Annotated in this window: 21 protein-coding genes; 11 read left to right on the forward strand and 10 right to left on the reverse strand. The window is 62.1% G+C overall.

Features of this window, described 5'->3' with window-relative positions:
* Positions 1 to 4 precede the first annotated feature (4 nt).
* The 3 genes from F2982_RS31690 to F2982_RS25890 form a co-directional block, all read right to left on the reverse strand.
* Positions 5 to 442 (reverse strand): hypothetical protein, encoded by a 438-nt coding sequence (locus tag F2982_RS31690; protein ID WP_246777601.1) that lies wholly within the window; start codon positions 440 to 442, stop codon positions 5 to 7.
* Entirely contained in the window at positions 439 to 1,536 is a 1,098-nt protein-coding gene (locus F2982_RS25885; RefSeq protein ID WP_246777602.1) for a hypothetical protein, read from the reverse strand. The genes F2982_RS31690 and F2982_RS25885 overlap by 4 nt, the downstream gene beginning before the upstream one ends.
* 203 nt (positions 1,537 to 1,739) lie before the next feature.
* Positions 1,740 to 2,069, reverse strand: a complete 330-nt coding sequence (locus tag F2982_RS25890) for a hypothetical protein (RefSeq protein ID WP_203431180.1) — start codon at positions 2,067 to 2,069, stop codon at positions 1,740 to 1,742.
* Positions 2,070 to 2,280: 211 nt separating this feature from the next.
* Here F2982_RS25890 and F2982_RS25895 point away from each other — a divergent pair, with 211 nt between their 5' ends.
* Both F2982_RS25895 and F2982_RS25900 read left to right on the forward strand, forming a co-directional pair.
* Positions 2,281 to 2,883: a superoxide dismutase gene (locus F2982_RS25895; RefSeq protein ID WP_203430393.1), complete on the forward strand. Its 603-nt coding sequence runs from the start codon at positions 2,281 to 2,283 to the stop codon at positions 2,881 to 2,883.
* 176 nt (positions 2,884 to 3,059) lie between these two features.
* The gene (locus F2982_RS25900) at positions 3,060 to 3,710 is read left to right on the forward strand and encodes a pyridoxamine 5'-phosphate oxidase family protein (RefSeq protein WP_203431181.1); all 651 of its coding nucleotides are present in this window, start codon (positions 3,060 to 3,062) and stop codon (positions 3,708 to 3,710) included.
* Between the two features lie 19 nt (positions 3,711 to 3,729).
* Here F2982_RS25900 and F2982_RS25905 read toward each other — a convergent pair whose 3' ends face one another.
* Positions 3,730 to 4,542 carry a methyltransferase domain-containing protein gene (locus F2982_RS25905; RefSeq protein WP_203431182.1) on the reverse strand — a complete coding sequence of 271 codons (813 nt, stop codon included), beginning with the start codon at positions 4,540 to 4,542 and terminating at the stop codon, positions 3,730 to 3,732.
* 130 nt (positions 4,543 to 4,672) lie between these two features.
* Between F2982_RS25905 and F2982_RS32120 the strand changes: the two genes are divergently transcribed.
* Together F2982_RS32120 and F2982_RS25910 are read left to right on the forward strand one after the other, a co-directional pair.
* On the forward strand, positions 4,673 to 4,801 hold the full coding sequence (locus tag F2982_RS32120) for a hypothetical protein (RefSeq protein WP_281438219.1): 129 nt from the start codon (positions 4,673 to 4,675) through the stop codon (positions 4,799 to 4,801).
* A gap of 470 nt (positions 4,802 to 5,271) precedes the next feature.
* On the forward strand, positions 5,272 to 7,338 hold the full coding sequence (locus F2982_RS25910) for an autotransporter domain-containing protein (protein WP_203430394.1): 2,067 nt from the start codon (positions 5,272 to 5,274) through the stop codon (positions 7,336 to 7,338).
* A gap of 81 nt (positions 7,339 to 7,419) precedes the next feature.
* Here the strand turns inward: F2982_RS25910 and F2982_RS25915 are convergent, their stop codons facing one another.
* Positions 7,420 to 8,055: a TetR/AcrR family transcriptional regulator gene (locus F2982_RS25915; protein WP_203430395.1), complete on the reverse strand. Its 636-nt coding sequence runs from the start codon at positions 8,053 to 8,055 to the stop codon at positions 7,420 to 7,422.
* A 98-nt stretch (positions 8,056 to 8,153) separates the two neighbouring features.
* Between F2982_RS25915 and dctP the strand changes: the two genes are divergently transcribed.
* Positions 8,154 to 9,233 (forward strand): TRAP transporter substrate-binding protein DctP, encoded by a 1,080-nt coding sequence (gene dctP / locus F2982_RS25920; protein WP_246777603.1) that lies wholly within the window; start codon positions 8,154 to 8,156, stop codon positions 9,231 to 9,233.
* A 36-nt stretch (positions 9,234 to 9,269) separates the two neighbouring features.
* On the opposite strand, the gene F2982_RS25925 is transcribed toward dctP, so the two are convergent.
* The gene (locus F2982_RS25925; protein ID WP_203430396.1) at positions 9,270 to 10,130 is read right to left on the reverse strand and encodes an aldo/keto reductase family oxidoreductase; all 861 of its coding nucleotides are present in this window, start codon (positions 10,128 to 10,130) and stop codon (positions 9,270 to 9,272) included.
* Positions 10,131 to 10,412: 282 nt separating this feature from the next.
* Between F2982_RS25925 and F2982_RS25930 the strand changes: the two genes are divergently transcribed.
* Positions 10,413 to 12,266, forward strand: a complete 1,854-nt coding sequence (locus tag F2982_RS25930; protein WP_203430397.1) for an ABC transporter ATP-binding protein — start codon at positions 10,413 to 10,415, stop codon at positions 12,264 to 12,266.
* 128 nt (positions 12,267 to 12,394) lie between these two features.
* On the forward strand, positions 12,395 to 12,886 hold the full coding sequence (locus tag F2982_RS25935; protein ID WP_112715031.1) for a histidine kinase: 492 nt from the start codon (positions 12,395 to 12,397) through the stop codon (positions 12,884 to 12,886).
* A 337-nt stretch (positions 12,887 to 13,223) separates the two neighbouring features.
* Here F2982_RS25935 and F2982_RS25940 read toward each other — a convergent pair whose 3' ends face one another.
* Positions 13,224 to 13,685: a hypothetical protein gene (locus tag F2982_RS25940; RefSeq protein ID WP_203430398.1), complete on the reverse strand. Its 462-nt coding sequence runs from the start codon at positions 13,683 to 13,685 to the stop codon at positions 13,224 to 13,226.
* A 181-nt stretch (positions 13,686 to 13,866) separates the two neighbouring features.
* Positions 13,867 to 14,775 (reverse strand): AraC family transcriptional regulator, encoded by a 909-nt coding sequence (locus F2982_RS25945; protein WP_203430399.1) that lies wholly within the window; start codon positions 14,773 to 14,775, stop codon positions 13,867 to 13,869.
* Between the two features lie 152 nt (positions 14,776 to 14,927).
* Here F2982_RS25945 and F2982_RS25950 point away from each other — a divergent pair, with 152 nt between their 5' ends.
* Entirely contained in the window at positions 14,928 to 15,707 is a 780-nt protein-coding gene (locus F2982_RS25950; protein WP_203430400.1) for an SDR family oxidoreductase, read from the forward strand.
* 19 nt (positions 15,708 to 15,726) lie between these two features.
* On the opposite strand, the gene F2982_RS25955 is transcribed toward F2982_RS25950, so the two are convergent.
* Positions 15,727 to 16,371, reverse strand: coding sequence for a ThuA domain-containing protein (locus F2982_RS25955; RefSeq protein ID WP_203430401.1), 645 nt, complete (start codon positions 16,369 to 16,371; stop codon positions 15,727 to 15,729).
* A gap of 62 nt (positions 16,372 to 16,433) precedes the next feature.
* Complete coding sequence (locus F2982_RS25960; protein ID WP_203430402.1) at positions 16,434 to 17,123, reverse strand: YafY family protein; 690 nt, start codon at positions 17,121 to 17,123, stop codon at positions 16,434 to 16,436.
* Between the two features lie 129 nt (positions 17,124 to 17,252).
* On the opposite strand from F2982_RS25960, the gene F2982_RS25965 reads away from it, so the two are divergent.
* The 3 genes from F2982_RS25965 to F2982_RS25975 all read left to right on the forward strand — a co-directional run bounded on the left by F2982_RS25965 (position 17,253) and on the right by F2982_RS25975 (position 19,478).
* On the forward strand, positions 17,253 to 17,912 hold the full coding sequence (locus F2982_RS25965) for a LysE family translocator (RefSeq protein ID WP_203430403.1): 660 nt from the start codon (positions 17,253 to 17,255) through the stop codon (positions 17,910 to 17,912).
* Positions 17,913 to 18,057: 145 nt separating this feature from the next.
* The gene (locus tag F2982_RS25970; RefSeq protein ID WP_203430404.1) at positions 18,058 to 18,768 is read left to right on the forward strand and encodes a DNA helicase; all 711 of its coding nucleotides are present in this window, start codon (positions 18,058 to 18,060) and stop codon (positions 18,766 to 18,768) included.
* Positions 18,769 to 19,037: 269 nt separating this feature from the next.
* Positions 19,038 to 19,478, forward strand: coding sequence for a cytochrome c (locus tag F2982_RS25975; protein WP_112715045.1), 441 nt, complete (start codon positions 19,038 to 19,040; stop codon positions 19,476 to 19,478).
* The last annotated feature ends 22 nt before the right edge of the window (positions 19,479 to 19,500 follow it).

Consider the following 19,500-nt stretch of genomic DNA (forward strand, 5'->3'; position numbering starts at 1 on the left):
CCGCTTACTCCGCAGGCGGTACGCGCATCGGCTCGCCGGGCATTTCCCGTTCGCCAGCAAAACCATCGGCAGCGGAGCGCAGCGACTTCTCGGAAATATCGATCAGCGGCGAGTAGGTGGCCGCAGGCATGCGCAGCTCTTCCGCTTCTTCCATGACCGGCGCCGAAGGCCTGTCGCCGCGGGCGACTTCCAGCTGGCCGTTGAGGATGGCGCGTTCGGCGCGCAGCTGGCGGATCTCCGACTTGGCGATCTCCAGACTGGTTCTGAGCTGGCCGATCTCGTGGCGGTCGCTGTCCATGCGGGTGTCGAGGTCGCGCTTCATTGCATCGGCCTCGCGGTCGCGGCGGGTGCGCAGCGTTTCGGCTTCGCGCAGCTTCGCGGTCAGCTCGTTGTTATAGGCGGAGAGTTCGCGACGGGCCGTCTCGTTCTCGGTGCCGGTCACGCGGTGCGGCGCAGCTCGTCCTCGACGCGCTCGGCGCGCGAAATGGTTGCCGCCAGCTCCGATTTCAGCCGCTTCATCTCCCCGCGCGCCGACTGCAGTTCCTCGTCGGTCATCTTGTTGCGGCCGTTGGCGGTGATCAGCAGCTTTTCGACAAGCTCCGCCTTGGAGCCGACAGCGTCGCTCTTCGTCGTCAGATGGGCGATCTCGAGTGCCGAGGAGGTGGTGATCGTGTGCAGCTCGACCTCGGCGCGCTTGTGGCGCTCCTCGACCAGCGATAGTTCCTGCTTCAGCTTGGCGATCGCCGTCTGCAGGTTGGAAACCAGGCCTTCCTGCTCCATCAGGCCGGCCTTCAGGTGGCCGCGCTCTTCCGTCAGCCGGGCGATGTCGCGTGCCTGCGAGGCGCTTTCGCGCCGCGAGGTTTCGGTCAGAAGCTGCAGCGCGGTGGTCTCGCTGTCCAGCTTGTCGCGGGTGGCGGAAAGTTCGCGGCTGCGGCTGTCCAGATCCTGCTGGGCGCGCTTTAGCAGCGTCGTGGCCTCGTCATACTGCATGGCGCGAGCGGCAAGCTCGCGCTCCGCGTCGATCAGCCGGCTTTCGATGATCGAGAATTCCTCGCAGGTCACGCCATGGACGTTCTGCAGCTTGGTCAGCTCGTCGCGCACCGCCTCGATCTCGATGCGGTACTGGCCGTTGGCGGTGCGGATGTCCTTGTTTTCAGAGGCGAGCCGGGCATTGTCCGCATCGGCCTTGCGCCGCGCGCTGCTTTCGTAATCGAGCAGCGAGCTGATACGGGCGCATTCGGCCTGCAGCCTGCCGGTATCGTTGAGGGACTGGTCATGGGCGCCGATCAGCGCCGAGACGCGATCCTGCAAGGCCGAAAGGCCGGCGACGAGTTCCTTGGAATTGCGCTGGTTTTCTTCGAGCACCGAGCCGAAAGCCTGGAAATCATCGATCTCCGGCATCTGGTAGGGTTGCGGGGCTGCCGGCTGCGGCGTCATCGGCTGCTCGGTGATGGAGGCCGGCCGGTAGGCCTGGCCAGTGCTGCGAATATCCGTCTTGCCCGGCTCTTCGCCCCGGCGGAAAAAACTCATGACCATCAAGCGCCCCAGAAAATGAATGTCAAAAAGCAGTCTGAAACTATCAATTCACGCTAATTAAGTTGATCCTATCAAAGGTTGCTCTAACGATCTTTGCCCGGATAACTTGTAGACGCATCTAGGCCGCGAAAACCCGCGCCTGTCAAAGCATCGTTCCATGAAATCAACAGTTTTTTAAGATTCGTTACCGCCGCTGCCAGTCTTCATTCGTCGGGCAGCAGGTCGAGCTCGTCGGTCTTCAGTTCGGTGCCGATCTCGGCCGCCTTCGACTGCTTGTCGTAGACGCAGATATGGGTGACGAAGCCATTGCCGCCCTTCGGCTTGCCCGTTACCAGCGCCAGCCCGTAATGCTCGCTGCCGAAGGGATCGACGACGGCTCTGGCAAATTCGAGCGAGGGTGTCGCCGCCTCCTTGCATTTCGCCGCAACGTCATCGGCAAAATCCTTCCAGGCGTCGTCCGAGGAGGCGGAGACGCTGCCGGCGGCAAAAGTCAGGAGGAGGGCGGGGAGAAAGCGGATTTTATTCCTCTGCATCATGGCCTCGTTCAGTTCGCTGTTGCGGATCCTGCCGGTTTTGCATCGGCATCATCGGTGATTTGGGGCAGAAAGCCAAGCCCGCAATCAAGGCAATTTTTCCTCTGACGCTCCGTTTTTTGATCGTTCCGCCGTTGCCACGCCCTGCTTCGGCTCCTATGTTCCGCCTCACCTGCCGATCACGCAACCCATTGCCAAGAGGAGACTTACAATGGCTTTCGAATTGCCCGCACTCCCGTACGACTACGAAGCGCTTTCGCCCTTCATGTCGAAGGAAACGCTGGAGTTCCATCACGACAAGCACCACAAGGCTTACGTCGACAACGGCAACAAGCTGGCTGCTGAAGCAGGCATGGCCGACCTTTCGCTCGAGGAAGTCGTCAAGAAGTCCTTCGGCACCAATGCCGGCCTCTTCAACAATGCTGCCCAGCACTACAACCATGTCCACTTCTGGAAGTGGATGAAGAAGGGCGGCGGCGGCAACAAGCTGCCGGGCAAGCTGGAAACGGCCTTCAACTCCGACCTCGGCGGCTACGACAAGTTCAAGGCCGATTTCGCCAATGCCGGCGCAACGCAGTTCGGCTCCGGCTGGGCCTGGGTTTCCGTCAAGAACGGCAAGCTCGAAATCTCCAAGACCCCGAACGGCGAAAACCCGCTCGTCCACGGCGCCACCCCGATCCTCGGCGTCGACGTATGGGAACACTCCTATTACATCGACTACCGCAACGCCCGCCCGAAGTACCTCGAAGCCTTCGTCGATAGCCTGATCAACTGGGACTACGTCCTGGAGCGCTACGAAGAAGCCACGAAGTAATCGGTTCGGACAGAACGGATTTGCTGACACCCGGTGCGAGAGCGCCGGGTGTTTTCGTTTGGGCTGGTGCCCTCCGGCACACAGGGAGCTCGGCTTGATCGCAAACCGCGTTTGGTGTATCCAGTAAATGAGGTACGTACATCAGATTTGTTGCCGTGAGGAGGAGAGGTACTATGATGAAGGGGTTTGAACTCGATCCTGCATTTGCAATAGCGGACGAACAGGCCCTGCGCGGTCTGTTCGAAGCAACGCATGCCCTGGCGATCCAGAAGTGCCGCGACACGCTCGGCCCGCACGCGCAGGATTTCATCCGCCGTTCGCCTTTCCTCTGCATCGGCACGCAGAACATGGATGGAAAAGCGGATGTCAGCCCACGCGGCGATCCCGCCGGTTTCGTCCGGATTCTCGATGAGCGGACGCTGGCGATACCCGACCGGCCCGGAAACAACCGTCTCGACACGCTGGTCAACATACTCGCCAATCCCAGCGTCGGCCTGCTCTTCATCATCCCCGGCTTCGACGACACGCTCCGCGTCAACGGCCGCGCGAGACTGACGACGGAGCCCGCGCTTATCGAGAGCATGGCGGTAAACGGCCGCGCGCCGAAGCTCGCCATCGTCATCGAAGTCGACGAGGTCTTCATGCATTGCGCCAAGGCCTTCCGCCGCTCCCATCTCTGGGACCCGGACCACCGGCAGGACCGCAGCGAAATGCCGTCGCTGGTCAAGATCATCCTTGACGAAACAACCGGCGCGCCGAGCGACGAACGCGAGATGCGCGACATCGACGACCAGCTGGAAGCGGACTATAAGCGAACGCTTTATTGAGGCGTCTTAACGGGCGACTTTATGCCGCCGCCAAAATCACATGGGCCTGGATCTTCGCGGCCACCGCGCCGTCGCCGTGCTTCCGGGCGAGCTCCAGCGCTACATAATCCTTGACCGCCTGAAGCTCGCCCGGCTTTCTCGCCTCGATCTCGGTTCGCAGCAGCGTGCCCTGGCAATAGGCGAGCGCGACGATGCGCACCGAGGCGGCGTGGCTTTCCTCGGCTCGCGTCTCGATCGCGATGGAAGAGAAGCCGGCGGCTTCGAGGTCGCGGCGGATCAGCGCCTTGTCGTGATAGCCGTGCGGCGTGCGGGCCAGAAAACGCGGCGGGTCGTCCGGGAAGATATCGGCGAGCTCCTCGGTGACGTCATTGGCGAAGACGTTTTCCTCGATCCGGTCCCAGACGCTGAAGAGGAAGTGGCCGCCGGGCTTCAGCACCCGCCTTGCCTCGCGATAGGTGGCCGGCCGGTCGGGGAAGAACATCGCCCCGAACTGGCAGCAGACGAGATCGAAGCTCGCATCCTCGAAGGGCAGCGCCAGCGCATCCGCCTGGCGCCATTCGACGGCGCTGCCACCGGGCTGCTGCGAAGCGGCATAGTCGAGCATCGACTGGTTCAGATCGCTGGCGACATAGCGCGTCCCGACGGGCAGCTCCGGCGCCAAGGCCCGCGTCACCACCCCGGTCCCCGCTGCCGTCTCCAGCACCGCGTGCGGCGAAAGCGCCACCGCTCGCCGCGCCAGATCCGCCGCGAAGGGCGCGAAGATCAGCGGCACCATATGGCGGTCGTAATTCTCGGGAATCGAGCCCGCGAAGACGTCGTCGCCTTCCCGCATCGCCATGCCCTCCATCGGCTGATGGGCCCAGATTAGCACGGGCAGCGATTTTGCGTCAGGAGAGGGTTCACGCTCTTGCTATTTTCGTCGAATGGGATGCTAGCTAGGCCTTCAACCGGAGGAGACGATCATGGCTAAGGGGCAGGTTCGCAGCAACAAGGAGGCACGCAAGCCGAAGAAGGACAAGGCGGCGCCAAAGGCTGCCCCCACTCTCGGCTCGCAGGTGAAATCGAGCGAAAGCGACACCAGGAAGAAGTAGACTGGCGACAGCCTCGCCATATGCGGCGGGGCGCAGGCTGGATGGAATGAGAGCAAACGGCGCCCCGAGAACCGGCGCCGTTTTTTATTGCCGGGGCGGGGATGATTCGCCGCCGCTCAGCCCATTGAAAAACCTGGCAAGATTGTGCCTTGATGCCATCGGGCCGGACCTTTTTTGGCATTTGGCCAGAGGTTTTGACCTCGGTCCTGTGCCGCTTTGAAACTAATCAAGCTCTTGAGCACGTTCTTGCCGAGGCTGCGGCGGCGCAGGTTGCGGCGAATATTAGCGCAGAAATTGCGCTAATACAGCAACCTTTTGTGTAATTCATACTGAATTGCAACCATGTTGACATGCCCTTTTCGCCTTGCTCGAAAGCAGCCTGGCCGCGCGTTTGTGTGTGGCCGCAAGTTGGGGATGCGTAGTTTATTTCCTTTTTAAGCTATTGAAAAAGCAGGGTGAGCTTTTTGACAATGATGAAGAAAATTAAAGATCGGACGGCCGCCGGATTTGGGCGGCGTCTTCTGGAAACCTCGGCGCTGACGCTGGTTTTCTCGGCGGGATTGCTTGCAGCTGGCATGGGCGTCGCGCGGGCGGGTGAAGCGGGAAATAGTGAGTTGTGGGACCCTATTCCCGGATCTGACGGGATTGCCAGCTCAGGGATCAGTGGCAACGGCAAGGTTATCGTTGGCACCATAGATGAAGAGCGCGCCTTCTACTGGAGCACCGTCGACCGCGAATGGATCGCCCTTCATGCGCTTCCCATCTATTCGTTGATGGCTACGAGCAGCTCCGTGAGCAGCTTGACGGAAGCTTTGGCGGTCAACGAAGATGGTTCGGTTATCGTCGGTACGTCACAAAGCTGGGATGGTATGCATGCCGTGAGCTGGACGAATGGAGACATCAACGACCTCGGCGGGCTGGATGATGCAACCGGATCCTACGCGACTGGCGTCAGCGGAGACGGTTCGGTCGTTGTCGGCTATTCGAACTTCAGCAGCACGGTCAACTCTGCAAGCCGGCAGGCTTTCCGCTGGAAGAATTACCAGATCCAAGGTCTCGACGGGCTGAACGGCGACGGATTCTCGCAGGCATTCGGCGTCAGCGGCGATGGAAAGGTCATCGTCGGCGTCGCGGCCGATGGCGCAAATGCCGGTATAAGCCGTGCAGTCCGCTGGACCAACGACGGTCAGGATATCGAGGATCTCGGCCACCTTGAGGGTGGACAGTGGTCAAGCGCAAAGGCCGCCAGTGAGGACGGCTCCGTCATTATTGGCAACGCTGGCGTTGGCAGTGCCAATCATGCTTTCCGCTGGACGGCCAGTGGGATGAAAGACATCAACGGGTTGGACAGCGATTTCTCTGTCGCCAATGCCGTCAGCGGCGATGGATCGGTCGTGGTCGGTCAAGTGGGTCTTCTCAACGCCTCCCATGCATTCCGCTGGACGGAAGCCTTTGGCATGGAGACCGTCGAGGACTGGCTGAGCCGGCAAGGTGAGGACATCGGCGACGACGTGACGAAGACGGCAACCGGCATCTCCGCCGACGGCACCGTCATAGTCGGTGACTTGGATAATGGAGGCGTCTTTATCGCTCGCGGCGGCTCCGGCATCATCGACGTCGACCAGTACAACACCACCATCGCCGCCAAGCCCTCGGCACAGGTCGGTCTCGGCTACGCCAATACGGTTCTCCAGGGCGCCCATGGCGAGCCTATGCGCGACCTTCTTGGCCTCGGCCAACGCTCTGTCGCCTTCACAGCCGACATCGGCTATGACGACAGCCGTGTTTCCAACGGCGGCGTCGGCATCGGCGACGTGACCTTCGGCTACGGCCTTGCCGAAGGTGTCACTGCCCGCTTTGCCGGCGGTGGTCTCTACACCAAGCAGGACATCGAAACCGGCGGCGACTTCCATCAGGCGGCTTTCTACATGGCGCCTGAAGCCACCATCGCGCTCGGGAGCAGCAACGTCTATGCCACGATCGGCGGCTACTACTCGACCGGCCGGATGAACGTTCACCGCGGCTATATGAACGGCGCCGCCATGGATTATTCGCATGGCGAAACCGACGTCGACACCTATGGCGCCAAGATCCGCTTCGACTGGCTGAATGCTGCGACGATCGCGGGCACCAAGCTGACGCCCTATGCCAGCTTGACCTATGCGCACTCGCATATGGACGGCTACACGGAAGAGGGCGGTTCGTTCCCATCGGCCTTCGATTCCGTCAACGACCACTCGACCGTCGCCCGTATCGGCGTCGACTTCCTCCACGAGCTGACGGACACTGTCCGCCTAACGGCCCGTACCGAAGTCGATTACCGCTTCGAGAAGAACACGGCTGGCATCAGCGGCGAAATCGTCGGCCTCTCGGCCTTCGACTTCGCGGGTGAAGACGTCAAGCAGCTTTGGCTGCGCGGTGCCGTCGGTACCGAGTTCGACGTCGCAGGCGGCACCGCCTCGCTCGGCCTCAATGTTACCACGGAGGGTGATGATCCCAATGTATGGCTGCGCTCCGGCTGGAACGTCAAGTTCTGATTGTCACCAGTCTGGCCAGTATCCAGACTGCAAGATCAAAGGACCCGCCGGTCATGCCGGCGGGTCTTTTTCGTCTGAGCCTTACCCTTCCGCCGCTGCCCGCAGATAGGCTGCAGCCAGCAGTCGCGCCTCGTCGCGCAACCTCTCCAGAACCTCGGGACCCGCCACCAGGCCGGCGAAGCTGCCGCGCGAGAGGCCGGCGAGGGCTGAGAGGAGGGTGAAGGATGCACGGGCGGGGTCGCGGAACGAGGCGTCGGCCGCGTTTGCGAGTGCGCGCGTCACTGCCGCTTCCAGCCTTTTGAAGACGTCGGTCGAGAGGCGGAACTGGTCGATGGCGCCGGCAACGCGGTAGAGCGCGGTCGTTGCTTCAGGGCGGGCGGTTTTCACCGAGACATAGGCGTCGGCGATCGCGTGGGCGATGGCGCTGAGCGGTTGCCGGTCGCAGGTCAGCGGAATGCCTTCCAGCGCTGCGGCGATCTCTTCGAAGTGGCGGCTGAGGATGGCAAACAGCAGCGCCTGCTTGTTGGGGAAATACTGGTAGAGCGTGCCGACCGAGACCCCGGCGCGATCGGCCACCCGGGTCGTCGTGAATTTCGCCAGTCCATCCGCCAGCAAAACCTGAATCGCGGCTTCGTGAACGGCTTCGACGGTCGCGCCCGAGCGCGCCTGGATCGGGCTTTTGCGGGGTTTCAGGCTCTGAGGAACGGGGTCATTCAAATGCGAATACCGAACTGAAGGATTGTTCAGGTATATTTTTGAGCAGCATCCCGGTCAAGCAAGGGGCCGGGCGAGGCATCGATATGAGAGGTGAGACGATGAGCGAGGCAGACAGCATGACAGCAAATACCGGCATGAGCCGCAGGCTCTTTCTCGCTTCCGCCGCCGGAGCCGCCGCCTGCGCGGCGCTGCCGTCGGAGGCGGCCGCGCAGCCGCGCGTCCTCAAGTTCAGCGATCACGAACCGCTCGGCGGCATGCGCACGCGCTTTCTGCGCGATGTCGTGTTTCCGGCGATCGAGCGGGAATCTCATGGACGCCTGAAGATCGAAGCTCACTGGAATGGCGAGATCGCTGCCGCCTATGACGCGCTGGGCGCGGTCAGCGAGTCCGGCGCCGATATGGCGACCGTCGTGCCTGAGTATACCGCCAAGGAATTGCCGTTGCACCAGATTTTCAAGAGCTTTCCCGTGGGTCCGGCCGGTGGCCGGCAGATCGATTTCTTCAGTCGCGTCTATGACGAGGTTCCGGCCTTTGCGGCGGAGCTGGAGCACAACAACATCGTGCCGGTCTTCTTCGGGACCGGCTATCCGGTCGCCTTCTTCAGCACGGCGCCGATGGCCGGTCTTGATGGTCTGAAGGGCGGCAAATGGCGCTCGGCGAGCTTCTGGCATCTCGATTTCCTGCGCAATGCCGGTGCGACGCCCGTGACCATGCATTGGGGGCCGGAGATTTACGAAGCAATGAAGCAGAAGACGCTCGATGGCCTGATGGTCAATGTCGATAGCGGCTTCATGCTTGGGGTTCACGAGGCGGCACCGCATGTTCTGGTGTCCGACGACCTGTGGCTCGGTCACGTCTACCTGCTGGCGATCAACAAGACCGTCTGGGATAGCCTTACGGCGGAGGACCGGGATGCCATCCGCCGAGCGGCTCGCAGCTCCTACCCGACGCTCGGTGCCGTGATGGCGTCAAGCTTGGAGGCGCAACTCGATGATCTCCGCAAGGCAGGTGCGACCGTGCGTATTCTTGAGCCCGGCGAAGTCTCCCGCTGGAGCGACGCTACGCGATATCGGGAAGTCCAGTCCGCCTGGGCCAAGGACCAGATGAGCAAGGGTGTCGCCGGGGCTGGTCCGGCACTGGACGCTGTTACGGCCATCATGACCGACCTGATGGGCTAATGGAAAATGCCCGGGGCGAGCCCGGGCATTCTGCTTTCAGATTGCCTCGAGCGCGGTCAGCGCCTCCGGGGGCAGGGCAATATCCGCCACCGCGAGATTTTCGCGCAGATGCGCCCGCGACGATGTGCCGGGGATCAGCAGGATATTCGGCGCTCTCTGCAACAGCCAGGCGAGCGCCACCTGCAGCGGCGTGGCGCCAAGGCGCGCGGCGACGTCGGAAAGCGTTGTCGACTGCAGCGGCGAAAAGCCGCCGAGCGGGAAGAACGGCACATAGGCGGTGCCGGCCGCCGCCAGCGCATCGACCAGCGCGTCATCGCCGCGATGGGCGAGGTTGTACTGGTTCTGGACGCAGACGATCTCGGTGATCTTGCGCCCATCAGCCACCTGCTTTGCGGTCACGTTGGAGAGGCCGATATGCTTGATCAGCCCCTGGCGCTGAAGATCGGCCAGCACCGTCAGCGGTTCTTCCATCGATCCCTCGGCCGGTCCATGCACATCGAACATGGCGCGCAGGTTGACCACCTCGATCGCATCGAGGCCGAGGTTGCGCAGATTATCATGCACGGCCTGGGTCAGCTCTTCCTTCGAAAAGGCCGGGTTCCACGAGGCATCCGGCCCGCGCCTGGCGCCGATCTTGGTGACGATCACCAGATCGTCTCCGTAAGGATGCAGCGCTTCCTTGATGATCTGATTGGTGACGTGCGGGCCATAGAAATCGCTGGTGTCGATGTGGTTGACGCCGCTTTCGACGGCTTCACGCAGAACGGCGACTGCCTCGGCGCGGTCCTTCGGCGGGCCGAAGACACCCTTGCCTGCGAGCTGCATGGCGCCGTAGCCGAGCCGGTTCACCGTGCGGCTACCGAGCGTAAATGTTCCTGCTTTTGCGAGATTGGACATGGTCTGCCTCCGTTTCAGGATAGACGAGAAATAGGCCGGTTTGGTTCCCGGCATAAGCGGCGACAATCCGCACGGGCTGTACGAAAAACCGGACAATCGCATCGGCCACGGTGCCGAATGGTCTGAAAAGACAATCAAAAGCTGTCTTCAGGTGCGGCTTTCAGGCCATATCGCCCTCTCCGCCGTGTATTTTCTAATTGAGATTGCAGCCGATCGATGCTCCTATGCGCCCCCACGTAACTGAGTTTCTCGTCCTATCTCGATCCCTCACACGAGCGAGCCATGTCGATTTCAGATACGATCTACCGTCCCTTCGAGCGCCTCATAAGGCCGCTCGACATTCCCTACAGGCCGCTGCCCGCCAAGGGGCCGGTGACGGTTCTGCTGCATTTCATCGCAATGTTCCGTGGCGTGCTGTTTTCGCTGGCCGCCGCCTCGATGGCAATGGAGGCGATCAACCTGTCGGTCGTCTGGGGGCTGTCCGTCATCGTCGATGGCGTCACGCAGAAGGGGGCCGTGGCCTTTCTGGAAGACGAGTGGCTGCTCTTGACCTTCCTCGGCCTGCTGATCTTTCCGGCGATGCCGGTCGCCTCGTTCCTGGTCAATACTTTCACGTCGCACACGCTGGGCATCGGTATGCCCGCTGCCATCCAGTGGCAGGGGCACAAGGCCGTGGAGCGGCAGGATCTGGCCTTCTTTCACGATCTCTATGCCGGGCAGGTGGCGTCGCGCCTGTCGCAGGTCGCCTCCGCCGTGCAGCAGCAGATCATCGCCGCCTTCCAGACCGTCCCGCGCTTCCTGCTGCAGCTGGCCGGCTCCGTCATTCTCCTGTTGACGCTCTCCTGGCAGATGGCGCTGCCCGTCGTCATCTGGATCGCGCTCAACGTGCTGCTCGCCATCCGCATGGCGCCGGTCTTTGCCGAGCGCTCGCGCCGCTCAGCCAAACAGCGCAGCATCGTCGCCGGCGCCATCACCGATCTCTACACCAACATGCAGATGATCAAGCAGTTTGCCGCCGAAGACAGCGAGGCCGGCGCCATCCGCCGCATCATCGGCAAGTCGGTGCGCATCCAGCACGAGGAACAGCGGATCTACCGCACCTCGGAGCTGATCGTCGTCGCGCTCAACATGGCGCTCTGGCTGACGGTGCTGGCGATCGGCTTTTCCGGTCTCGTCAGGGGCTTCATCAGCATCGGCCAGTTTGCCGCCGCCGTCTATATTCTGCAGCGGCTCTCCGGCCACACCTACACCTTCCTGCAGATGGGCGAGCAGATCTTCCGGGCGGTCGGCACGATCAAGGATGCCATGCCCGTCATGACGACGCCGCCTGATATCATCGACCGGCCGGATGCCGCGGAGCTGAAGGTCGAGCGCGGCGAAATCCGCATCGAGAATGTCAGCTTCGCCTACAAATCGGGACCTTCCGTGATCGATGGGCTCTCGCTGACGGTTCGGCCCGGGGAGAAGCTTGGTCTCGTCGGTCTGTCGGGTGCCGGCAAGACGACGCTCGCAAACCTGCTGCTGCGCTTCTACGATATTCCCGATGGCCGCATCCTGATCGACGGTCAGGATATCCGCGCGGTGACGCAGATGAGTCTGCGCCGCAATATCGGCGTCATCGCCCAGGATGTCGCGCTGCTGCATCGCTCGGTCGGCGACAATATCCGCTATGGCCGCCCGGAGGCAGAGCAGGCCGAGATCGAGGAAGCGGCGCGTATGGCCAAGGCCGATGCCTTTATCGCCGACCTTGCCGATAGCGACGGCCGCAAGGGCTACGAGGCCTTTGTCGGCGACCGCGGCATCAGGCTGTCCGGGGGACAGCGCCAGCGCGTTGCGATCGCCCGCGTGCTCCTGAAGAATGCGCCGATCCTTGTGCTCGACGAGGCGACCTCGGCACTCGACAGCGAATCCGAGGCGGCGATCCAGGAGCGGCTCAATCTGGTGATGCAGGGCAAGACGGTGATCGCCATTGCCCACCGCCTCTCGACCATTGCCAGCATGGACCGGATCGTGGTGCTCGATCAGGGCCGGATCATCGAGGAGGGCGCGCCCGTTGAACTCGCCGAACGCGACGGTCTCTTCGCCCGTCTCTGGCGCCGCCAGACCGGCGGTTTCATTCCGGAGGACCTGGATTGAGAGGTGCCGCTGGACCATTTTTGGGCAGATGGCGCGAAACCGGCATCGCGATGCGAAACATCCTGATTTCCATTAACTGAGCTGCGCTATGGCTTGTTGCCCCCAACTCCCATAGAGGACACCATACTATGAAATTCTTGCTTGCAGGCGCCGTTATCGCCGCGCTGCTGCCCGGTATCGCTCAGGCCAAGACGCTGCAATTCCCGGGCGACGCGCCGATCGCCGAAATCGCCATTCCCGACAGCTGGAACCCTGAGGAAACCGATACCGGCATCCAGGCGACCTCTGAAGATTCCGCCATCTACCTGTCGATCGATGTTGCCGACGAGAAGACCACCGACAAGGTCATCGACGACGCCATCGCCTTCCTCCAGAAGAACGGCGTGAAGATCGACGGCTCGACGCAGAAGAAATCTGACGAGCAGATCAACGGCATGGACATGACCAATTTCGACTGGACCGGCAAGGACGACGACGGCGACGTCAATGTCGGCCTCTCGCTGCTCTCGCCAAAGGCCGGCAAGCTGCTGGTCATCACCTATTGGGGCTCGCAGGGCACGCAGGAAGCCCACGGCGCCGAGCTGCAGGGCATCATTTCCTCGCTGAAGGCTGCCGAATAAGTGGAACGGGCGGGTGCTTCGGGTATGAGGCATCCGCCCGCTTCGCGGGATTGGCTTAGACCAGCCTGGTGGGCGAACGCTGCGACAAATACAAACTACATTTTGTAGATCGCGAAATCGGCACAGCGGCCCAGAGTATCGCGCATGAAGATCACTGCGTTGTCCACCAGCGGATCGTGGTCGCGAATGATATTTCTCTCCCGCGCCCACCCCCAGATGGAGAGAATTGGCGGGAAAGTCGGCCGGCCAAAATGCACCTTAAGATGATATCTGATCAGGGTGCGTCTCTCCGCCTCAACAAGAAACAGGGCAAATGGACCATCTCTACCCTGCGGCCTTAGGCCAGGCTCGGGCAAGGGTTATCCGGCGAGAGATCTAAAAGGAGATATCGAGCCGGAATTATCCGGCTGCGCTGGAGTTTTTCCGGGTAGGCCTCGACGGGCAGAGCTGTCGTGCTGCAGCTTAGGCTGTAAAAGTCCTGCGCCGCCACGTAATCCGATGTTTTGACCAACATTGTTTCCGGAAGGGCAGGCGGTAGCGCTTGCCTTGCCAGGGCATTGACGTCAGCCTGATAGGCTTTCTCTGCCCTCTCCGTTGCGATGCCCGCTTGATACCAGATAAGGATCGGGATGCCGGCATAGACAGAAAAGAGTAGCGCTAGGGCCATTGGATGCCACGCCCGTACGCAATAAGCTGCTATCGGAGCAAATACGCAGAAGAGCACAGTCGGCAAATAAGCAAAGAATCCGGCGATCAATAGAAATGCGATTACGAAGGCAGAGAAAATCAGTCCGCTCATTGGTTACCCGTACTTATCGTTCGCCACGCTCTTCCGGTTGGAACTGTGCAACGTAAATCGGAATAGAAATCTTTATATCCTGAGTTGCAATTTAGCTAATTTCAACTTCATTGTCGCGACCATTTTCAATAGGTCGATAAGATTAGGTCGTCGGACTTGAGAGAGGCCGCACACTTTACCTTTAGGCAACCGCCTGAAACGGCATCGCCTTGATCTCGGTGACATCCCGCTTCGGCGGCGTGCCGAAAGTGCGGGAATATTCGCGGCTGAACTGCGAGGCGCTTTCATAGCCCACCTGATAGGCGGCGCTTGCGACGCTCGCGCCATCGGCCACCATCAGGCGGCGTGCCTCCAGCAGCCGCAGGTTCTTCTGATATTGCAGCGGCGTCATCGCCGTCATGTCCTTGAAATGCTGGTGGAAGGAGGAGGGGCTCATGCGGGCTGCCGCCGCCAGCCGCTCGATGCGAACAGGTGCGGTGAAATTGTCGCGCAGCAGGTTGATCGCGTCGGTCATCCGCCTCGCATGGCTGCCAGGCAGCGCCAGCTTGCAGACCTCGCGGCCGTTCGGCCCGGTCAAGAGCCAGTAGCAGATCTCGCGCATGATCGCGGGATAGAGAACCGGGATCGCCTTCGGCGTCTCCGTCAGCTTCACCAGCCGCAGCACGCAATCGGCCAGCACCCCGTCGAAATCCTGCACGAAGACGCCGGCCGCCCCTTCGCCTGCCGGGCGCGGCGGCTCTTCCATCGCCTCCATCACCTCGCGCAGGATCGCCACATCGAAATCGATGTTGAGGCCGATATAGGGCGCCTCCCTGCTGGCCTCAGTGATCTGCCCGAGCGCCGGCACCTCGAAGGTAACGACCAGCGACTGCATCTCGCGATAGCCGAACACCCGGTCGCCGACCATGATCTGCTTGGCGCCCTGCACCACGATGCAGATCGTCGGCCGGTAGATCATGTGGCGGGGCATGACCGGCTGGCTGACGCGCGAGACCGACAGCGCCTTCACGGGCGTCTCGAAACGCCCTTCGGCATCGCCGGCGAGCCTGTCGATATAGTCGAGGATGGCGTGTCTCAATGGTGTCAGCATGGCCTGGAACTCCTTGCCCAAGCTATGCGCCGCTGCGCGCCATCCCGCAAGGAGGCTGGAGGAATAGGCAAGAAATTCGAGAGTTCCGGCATCAACAAGAGGCGGCCTCGGGCCTACCGTCTAGGCATCCACTCCAACAAGGGAATGCCAGGATGTCCAGTGAAAACCAAGTGAATTCAAAGCATAAGATCGCGATCGTCACCGGCGGCAGCCGCGGCATCGGCCGCAACACGGTCGAGGCGCTGGCAAGCCGCGGCGTCGACGTGATCTTCACTTACCGCGCAAATCAAGCAGAAGCCGAAGCCGCCGTCGCTGCCATCGAGGAGCATGGCGCAAAGGCCGTCGCCATCCAGCTCGATACCGGTCGTATCGCCGATTTCGACGCCTTCGTCGGCAAGGCGAAAGAGGCGCTGCGGGCGCTTGGCGCCGATCGCTTCGACTACCTCGTCAACAATGCCGGCAACAGCTATCACGCGCCGATATCAGAGACGACGGAAGAGGCTTTCGACGAGCTCGTCAACGTCCACTTCAAGGGCGTTTATTTCCTGACGCAGAAGCTTCTGCCGCTGATCAACGACGGCGGCCGCATCATCAACATCTCCAGCGGTCTTGCCCGCTTCACCGTTCCCGGCATTTCCGCCTATGCTTCGGTGAAGGGCGCGATCGAGGTCTTCACCCGCTATCTCGCCAAGGAGCTCGGCCCGCGCGGCATCACCGCCAACACGGTGGCGCCTGGCGCCGTCCAGACCGATTTCAGCGGCGGCATCGTGCGCGACAACCCCGTCTACAACAAGATGGTCTCCGACCAGACGGCGCTCGGCCGCCCGGGCCTAGCAGAAGACCTTGGCCCGATGATCGCCTCGCTGCTCTCGGCCGAAAACCGCTGGGTCAACGGCCAGCGCATCGAAGTCTCCGGCGGCGCCAATCTCTGAAAACGGAAGGCGCGGCAGCTCAGCCGCGCGCCGCCCACAAGAGGCCGCGGCGCAGGATTTCGCGCATATGCGGATGCTCGTATTCGGCCGCCACATGGCCGAGTGCGGAATAGAACACCCGGCCGCTGCCGAAATGGCGCTTGAAGACGACGGGCATCACGACATTGCGGGCCGCCTCGTCGTATTCGCCGGAAAAGGTCGTCGTCGCCAGCACGTCGACGGTCGGGTCGTAATGCAGGTAATATTGCTCCGAGCGGTAGTCGAAATCCGGAATGCCGGAGACGAGGGGATCGCTCTGTCTGGTGATGTTGACGCGGAAATCGATGATGTTGCCGGGATGCGAAACCCAGGTAACGCCGGAGACATAGCGGAAGGGCGCGCTTTCCTTGAAGGAGGTCGCCAGCGCCCCATGCGGGCCGCCGAGCCCCAGCCCGCCGCGCACCGCCTCGACCAGCGCATCGGCATGCGCCTTTTCCAGCTTCTCGCCGGTGATGATGGGCACCAGCAGGTCGGCTCTGGCGATGTCAGGCGAGCCGAAAATGCCGAGATCGCCGGTCACTTCGGTCGAAAAACCCTCCCGGCGCAGCATGTCGCCGACAATTGCGGCGCATTCCTCCGGCTCGTGACCCTTCCATCCGCCCCAGACGACGATTGCCTTGCGCATTCCTCCACTCCCATGCTGATTCCTCGGGGATAACCGCAACATAGGGCGAAGATTGCCCGATGTCAGGCCGGAGGATTGGCCCAGCCGCTCATCCAGTCGGCGCGCAGCCTGTTGCCATCGCCGCGGAAGAAGGCGTCGCCAGCCTCGCAATGGGCGATGCGGTCGCTGCGGAAATTGCGGATCGCCTGGCGCAGCTCGCACCAGCCGACCAGATTGGCATAATGCGAATAGTAGATCAGCGCGATCGGCCGGATGACGCGCTCGGTGGCGCGGCCGAGTTCGTCGCGATAGTCGAGCACCAGTTTCTGCTCGTCGCGGATCGCCCGGCGCGCCAGGCCGAGGTCGAAGCTTGCGGGCGGCGGCGCCACCGTGCCCCAGGCGTAGAGCGCCTTGTTTTCCATCGTCTGGCGCAGCGGCGCCGGGACCGCGCCCGCGATTTTCTGGTTCACCCGCCGCGCCGCCTGCTTCAGCTCCTCGTCGCCGGTCCGCTCGAGCAGCGCCAGCGACAAGACGATCGCCTCGGTCTCCTCGATCGAGAACATCAGCGGCGGCAGGTCGAAGCCGGGCCGCATGATATAACCGATGCCGCGCCCGCCCTCGATCGGCACGCGCATCGCCTGAAGTGCTGCGATATCGCGGTAGATCGAGCGCACCGTCACTTCCAGACGGTCGGCCATCGCCTGCGCCGTCATCGGCTTCTTCGAAAGCCGCAGAATCTGGATGATCTCGAAAAGCCGCGATGCCTTGCGCATTTTGCCCGCCCGTTGAAACGCTCCTGACAATACACTGTCAGTTGCCCACGCGTATAGCACCTGCCTATCAGATTGAAATCACAGGCGGAGAACAGCAATACGCCGCCTGACATCGAATGGGCAACTGACATGACCTACAGCGAAAACCTCTGGCTCTACTTCACCCTTCTTTTCGGCATCATCATCGTTCCCGGCATGGACATGCTCTTCGTTCTCGCCAATGCGCTGACCGGGGGCAGGGGCCGCGGCATGGCGGCGACGGCGGGCATCATGGCGGGCGGGGCGGTGCATTCGCTCTACGGCGCGATCGGCGTCGGCATTCTCGCCAGCCTGCTGCCGTCGCTCTTCGCGCCGCTGCTCTTCATCGGCGCCGCCTATATGGTCTGGATCGGCTTCACGCTGATCCGCTCTTCGATCCGGGTGGAAACCGTCGGCGACGGCGCCGTGCGCACCGACTGGCGCGCCTTCCGCCAGGGCGCCATCACCTGCCTCATCAATCCCAAGGCCTATCTCTTCATGCTGGCGGTCTATCCGCAATTCCTGAAGCCCGTTTATGGCCCGATCTGGATGCAAGGCGTCATCATGGGGGCCATGACACTCGCCACCCAGTTCGCCATCTACGGCGCCGTCGCCTTCACCGCCGACCGCAGCCGCACGCTGCTGATCGCCAACCCCGCCGCGACGATCCTGATCGGACGTGTCGCCGGTGCGCTGCTGATCTTGGTTGCGGTGCTGACGGCCTGGCATGGATGGCAGACGGAAGTGTCATTCTCGGCGAGCGGCAATTGAGCTATCATCTGATTCTGGCGCCGCCCGTGCCTCCCCCCTCCATTGGGAAAGTATCGATCATGCAGGGCATCTGACCATCGAACCCACTGTTCGGGCATGACGCATAAGGAGGGAATGCAGCATTTGCTCGCATCAGGAGGTTTTGATGAAACTGTCTGCACCTGTCTATCGCCTGAAACGCAAGGCAAGACTGCTTTCCCGCAAAGAGAAGATCCCGCTTCATGAAGCGCTTGACCGGATCGCCGCCGGTGAAGGCTTCGGCGGCTGGAGCCTGCTCTCCGCCAGGATGACCGAAGTCCTGCCCGGCAGCGCGCTTTTCGCGCGTCTTGACCCCGGCGATCTCGTGCTTCTTGGCGCGCGCCCGGGCCACGGCAAGACGCTGATGAGCCTGGAGCTCGCCGTCGAGGCGATGAAATCCGGCAATCGCAGCGCCTTCTTCACGCTCGAATATACCGGCCGGGACGTCCTCGATCGCTTCGCCGCGATCGGCGCGGATTTCGAGCGCTTCCGGGACCTGTTCGAGTTCGACGCGTCCGACGCGATCAGCGCCGATTATATCGCCGCCCGCCTTGCATCCGCGCCGCGCGGCACGCTCGCCGTGATCGATTATCTGCAGATCCTCGACCAGAAGCGCGACAATCCTGATCTGATGACCCAGGTCCGCGCTCTGAAAGCTTTCGCGCGGGAAAGGGGCATCGTCATCGTCTTCATCTCGCAGATCGACCGGTCCTACGATCCGGCGCTGAAGCCTTTCCCGGATATCGGCGACGTCAGGCTGCCGAATCCGTTGGATCTCGGCCTGTTTGACAAGACCTGCTTCGTGAACAACGGGGCGATCGAGTTCCGGGCGGCATAGCGGAACCTTGCGCCTGTGGCCCCTCATCCCGGCGCAACAAGTTGCGCCTGAAACCTTCGGGCCCTTCTCCCCCGGGGAGAAGGTGGCGGCAGCCGGATGAGGGGGCTACGGGCGCGACGGCGCGCAATTTCGCTAGCTCCCTACCAATTTGAAATCCCTGTCATATCACCCACTTGTTACTTCGCGGCCTGCATAAATTTGCCATCATGCGGCCGCGAATAAGAGGCGCCGGGATTCTAAGCCCTCGGTATCCAAGAGGAGTCGACACTATGAAGTTCAAAGCGATAGCGGCAGCTGTCATGGTTGCCGGAATGGCGGCCACGGCGGTCTTCGCGCAGGACGGCACGCATGAAGCGCGTGAAGCCATGATGAAGAAGATCGGCGGTTCGGTCGGAGCCATGACGGCGATCGCCAAGGGCGAGAAGCCCTACGATGCCGAGGCCGTCAAGGCCGCGCTCACCACCATTTCGGAAACCGCCAAGGCCTTCCCGGACCAGTTCAAGCCGGGTACCGAGCAGGGCGACAAGGAAGCCAGCCCGAAGATCTGGGAAAACATGGCGGACTTCAAGGCGCGGGCAGACAAGCTGAGCGCTGACGCAGACACCATCCTTGCCCAGCTTCCGGCAGATCAGGCCGGTGTCGGCGGCGCGCTGAAGACGCTCGGCGCCAATTGCGGCGGCTGTCATCAGGCCTACCGCATCAAGGAATAGCGGTAGGTCTTCCCCATCCTTA

Source organism: Rhizobium sp. BG4, assembly GCF_016864575.1.
Lineage (GTDB): Bacteria > Pseudomonadota > Alphaproteobacteria > Rhizobiales > Rhizobiaceae > Rhizobium.

Excerpts from the sequence above, each read along its gene's own strand:
- F2982_RS25965 (WP_203430403.1), top strand. The coding sequence starts at position 17,253 with ATGACCTACAGCGAAAACCTCTGGCTCTACTTCACCCTTCTTTTCGGC.
- F2982_RS25960 (WP_203430402.1), bottom strand. The coding sequence starts at position 17,123 with ATGCGCAAGGCATCGCGGCTTTTCGAGATCATCCAGATTCTGCGGCTT.
- F2982_RS25955 (WP_203430401.1), bottom strand. The coding sequence starts at position 16,371 with ATGCGCAAGGCAATCGTCGTCTGGGGCGGATGGAAGGGTCACGAGCCG.
- F2982_RS25885 (WP_246777602.1), bottom strand. The coding sequence starts at position 1,536 with ATGGTCATGAGTTTTTTCCGCCGGGGCGAAGAGCCGGGCAAGACGGAT.
- F2982_RS25940 (WP_203430398.1), bottom strand. The coding sequence starts at position 13,685 with ATGAGCGGACTGATTTTCTCTGCCTTCGTAATCGCATTTCTATTGATC.
- F2982_RS25950 (WP_203430400.1), top strand. The coding sequence starts at position 14,928 with ATGTCCAGTGAAAACCAAGTGAATTCAAAGCATAAGATCGCGATCGTC.
- dctP (WP_246777603.1), top strand. The coding sequence starts at position 8,154 with ATGAGCGAGGCAGACAGCATGACAGCAAATACCGGCATGAGCCGCAGG.
- F2982_RS25970 (WP_203430404.1), top strand. The coding sequence starts at position 18,058 with ATGAAACTGTCTGCACCTGTCTATCGCCTGAAACGCAAGGCAAGACTG.
- F2982_RS25905 (WP_203431182.1), bottom strand. The coding sequence starts at position 4,542 with ATGCGGGAAGGCGACGACGTCTTCGCGGGCTCGATTCCCGAGAATTAC.
- F2982_RS25975 (WP_112715045.1), top strand. The coding sequence starts at position 19,038 with ATGAAGTTCAAAGCGATAGCGGCAGCTGTCATGGTTGCCGGAATGGCG.
- F2982_RS25935 (WP_112715031.1), top strand. The coding sequence starts at position 12,395 with ATGAAATTCTTGCTTGCAGGCGCCGTTATCGCCGCGCTGCTGCCCGGT.
- F2982_RS25930 (WP_203430397.1), top strand. The coding sequence starts at position 10,413 with ATGTCGATTTCAGATACGATCTACCGTCCCTTCGAGCGCCTCATAAGG.
- F2982_RS25890 (WP_203431180.1), bottom strand. The coding sequence starts at position 2,069 with ATGCAGAGGAATAAAATCCGCTTTCTCCCCGCCCTCCTCCTGACTTTT.
- F2982_RS32120 (WP_281438219.1), top strand. The coding sequence starts at position 4,673 with ATGGCTAAGGGGCAGGTTCGCAGCAACAAGGAGGCACGCAAGCCGAAG.
- F2982_RS25895 (WP_203430393.1), top strand. The coding sequence starts at position 2,281 with ATGGCTTTCGAATTGCCCGCACTCCCGTACGACTACGAAGCGCTTTCG.
- F2982_RS25945 (WP_203430399.1), bottom strand. The coding sequence starts at position 14,775 with ATGCTGACACCATTGAGACACGCCATCCTCGACTATATCGACAGGCTC.
- F2982_RS25910 (WP_203430394.1), top strand. The coding sequence starts at position 5,272 with ATGATGAAGAAAATTAAAGATCGGACGGCCGCCGGATTTGGGCGGCGT.
- F2982_RS25925 (WP_203430396.1), bottom strand. The coding sequence starts at position 10,130 with ATGTCCAATCTCGCAAAAGCAGGAACATTTACGCTCGGTAGCCGCACG.
- F2982_RS25900 (WP_203431181.1), top strand. The coding sequence starts at position 3,060 with ATGAAGGGGTTTGAACTCGATCCTGCATTTGCAATAGCGGACGAACAG.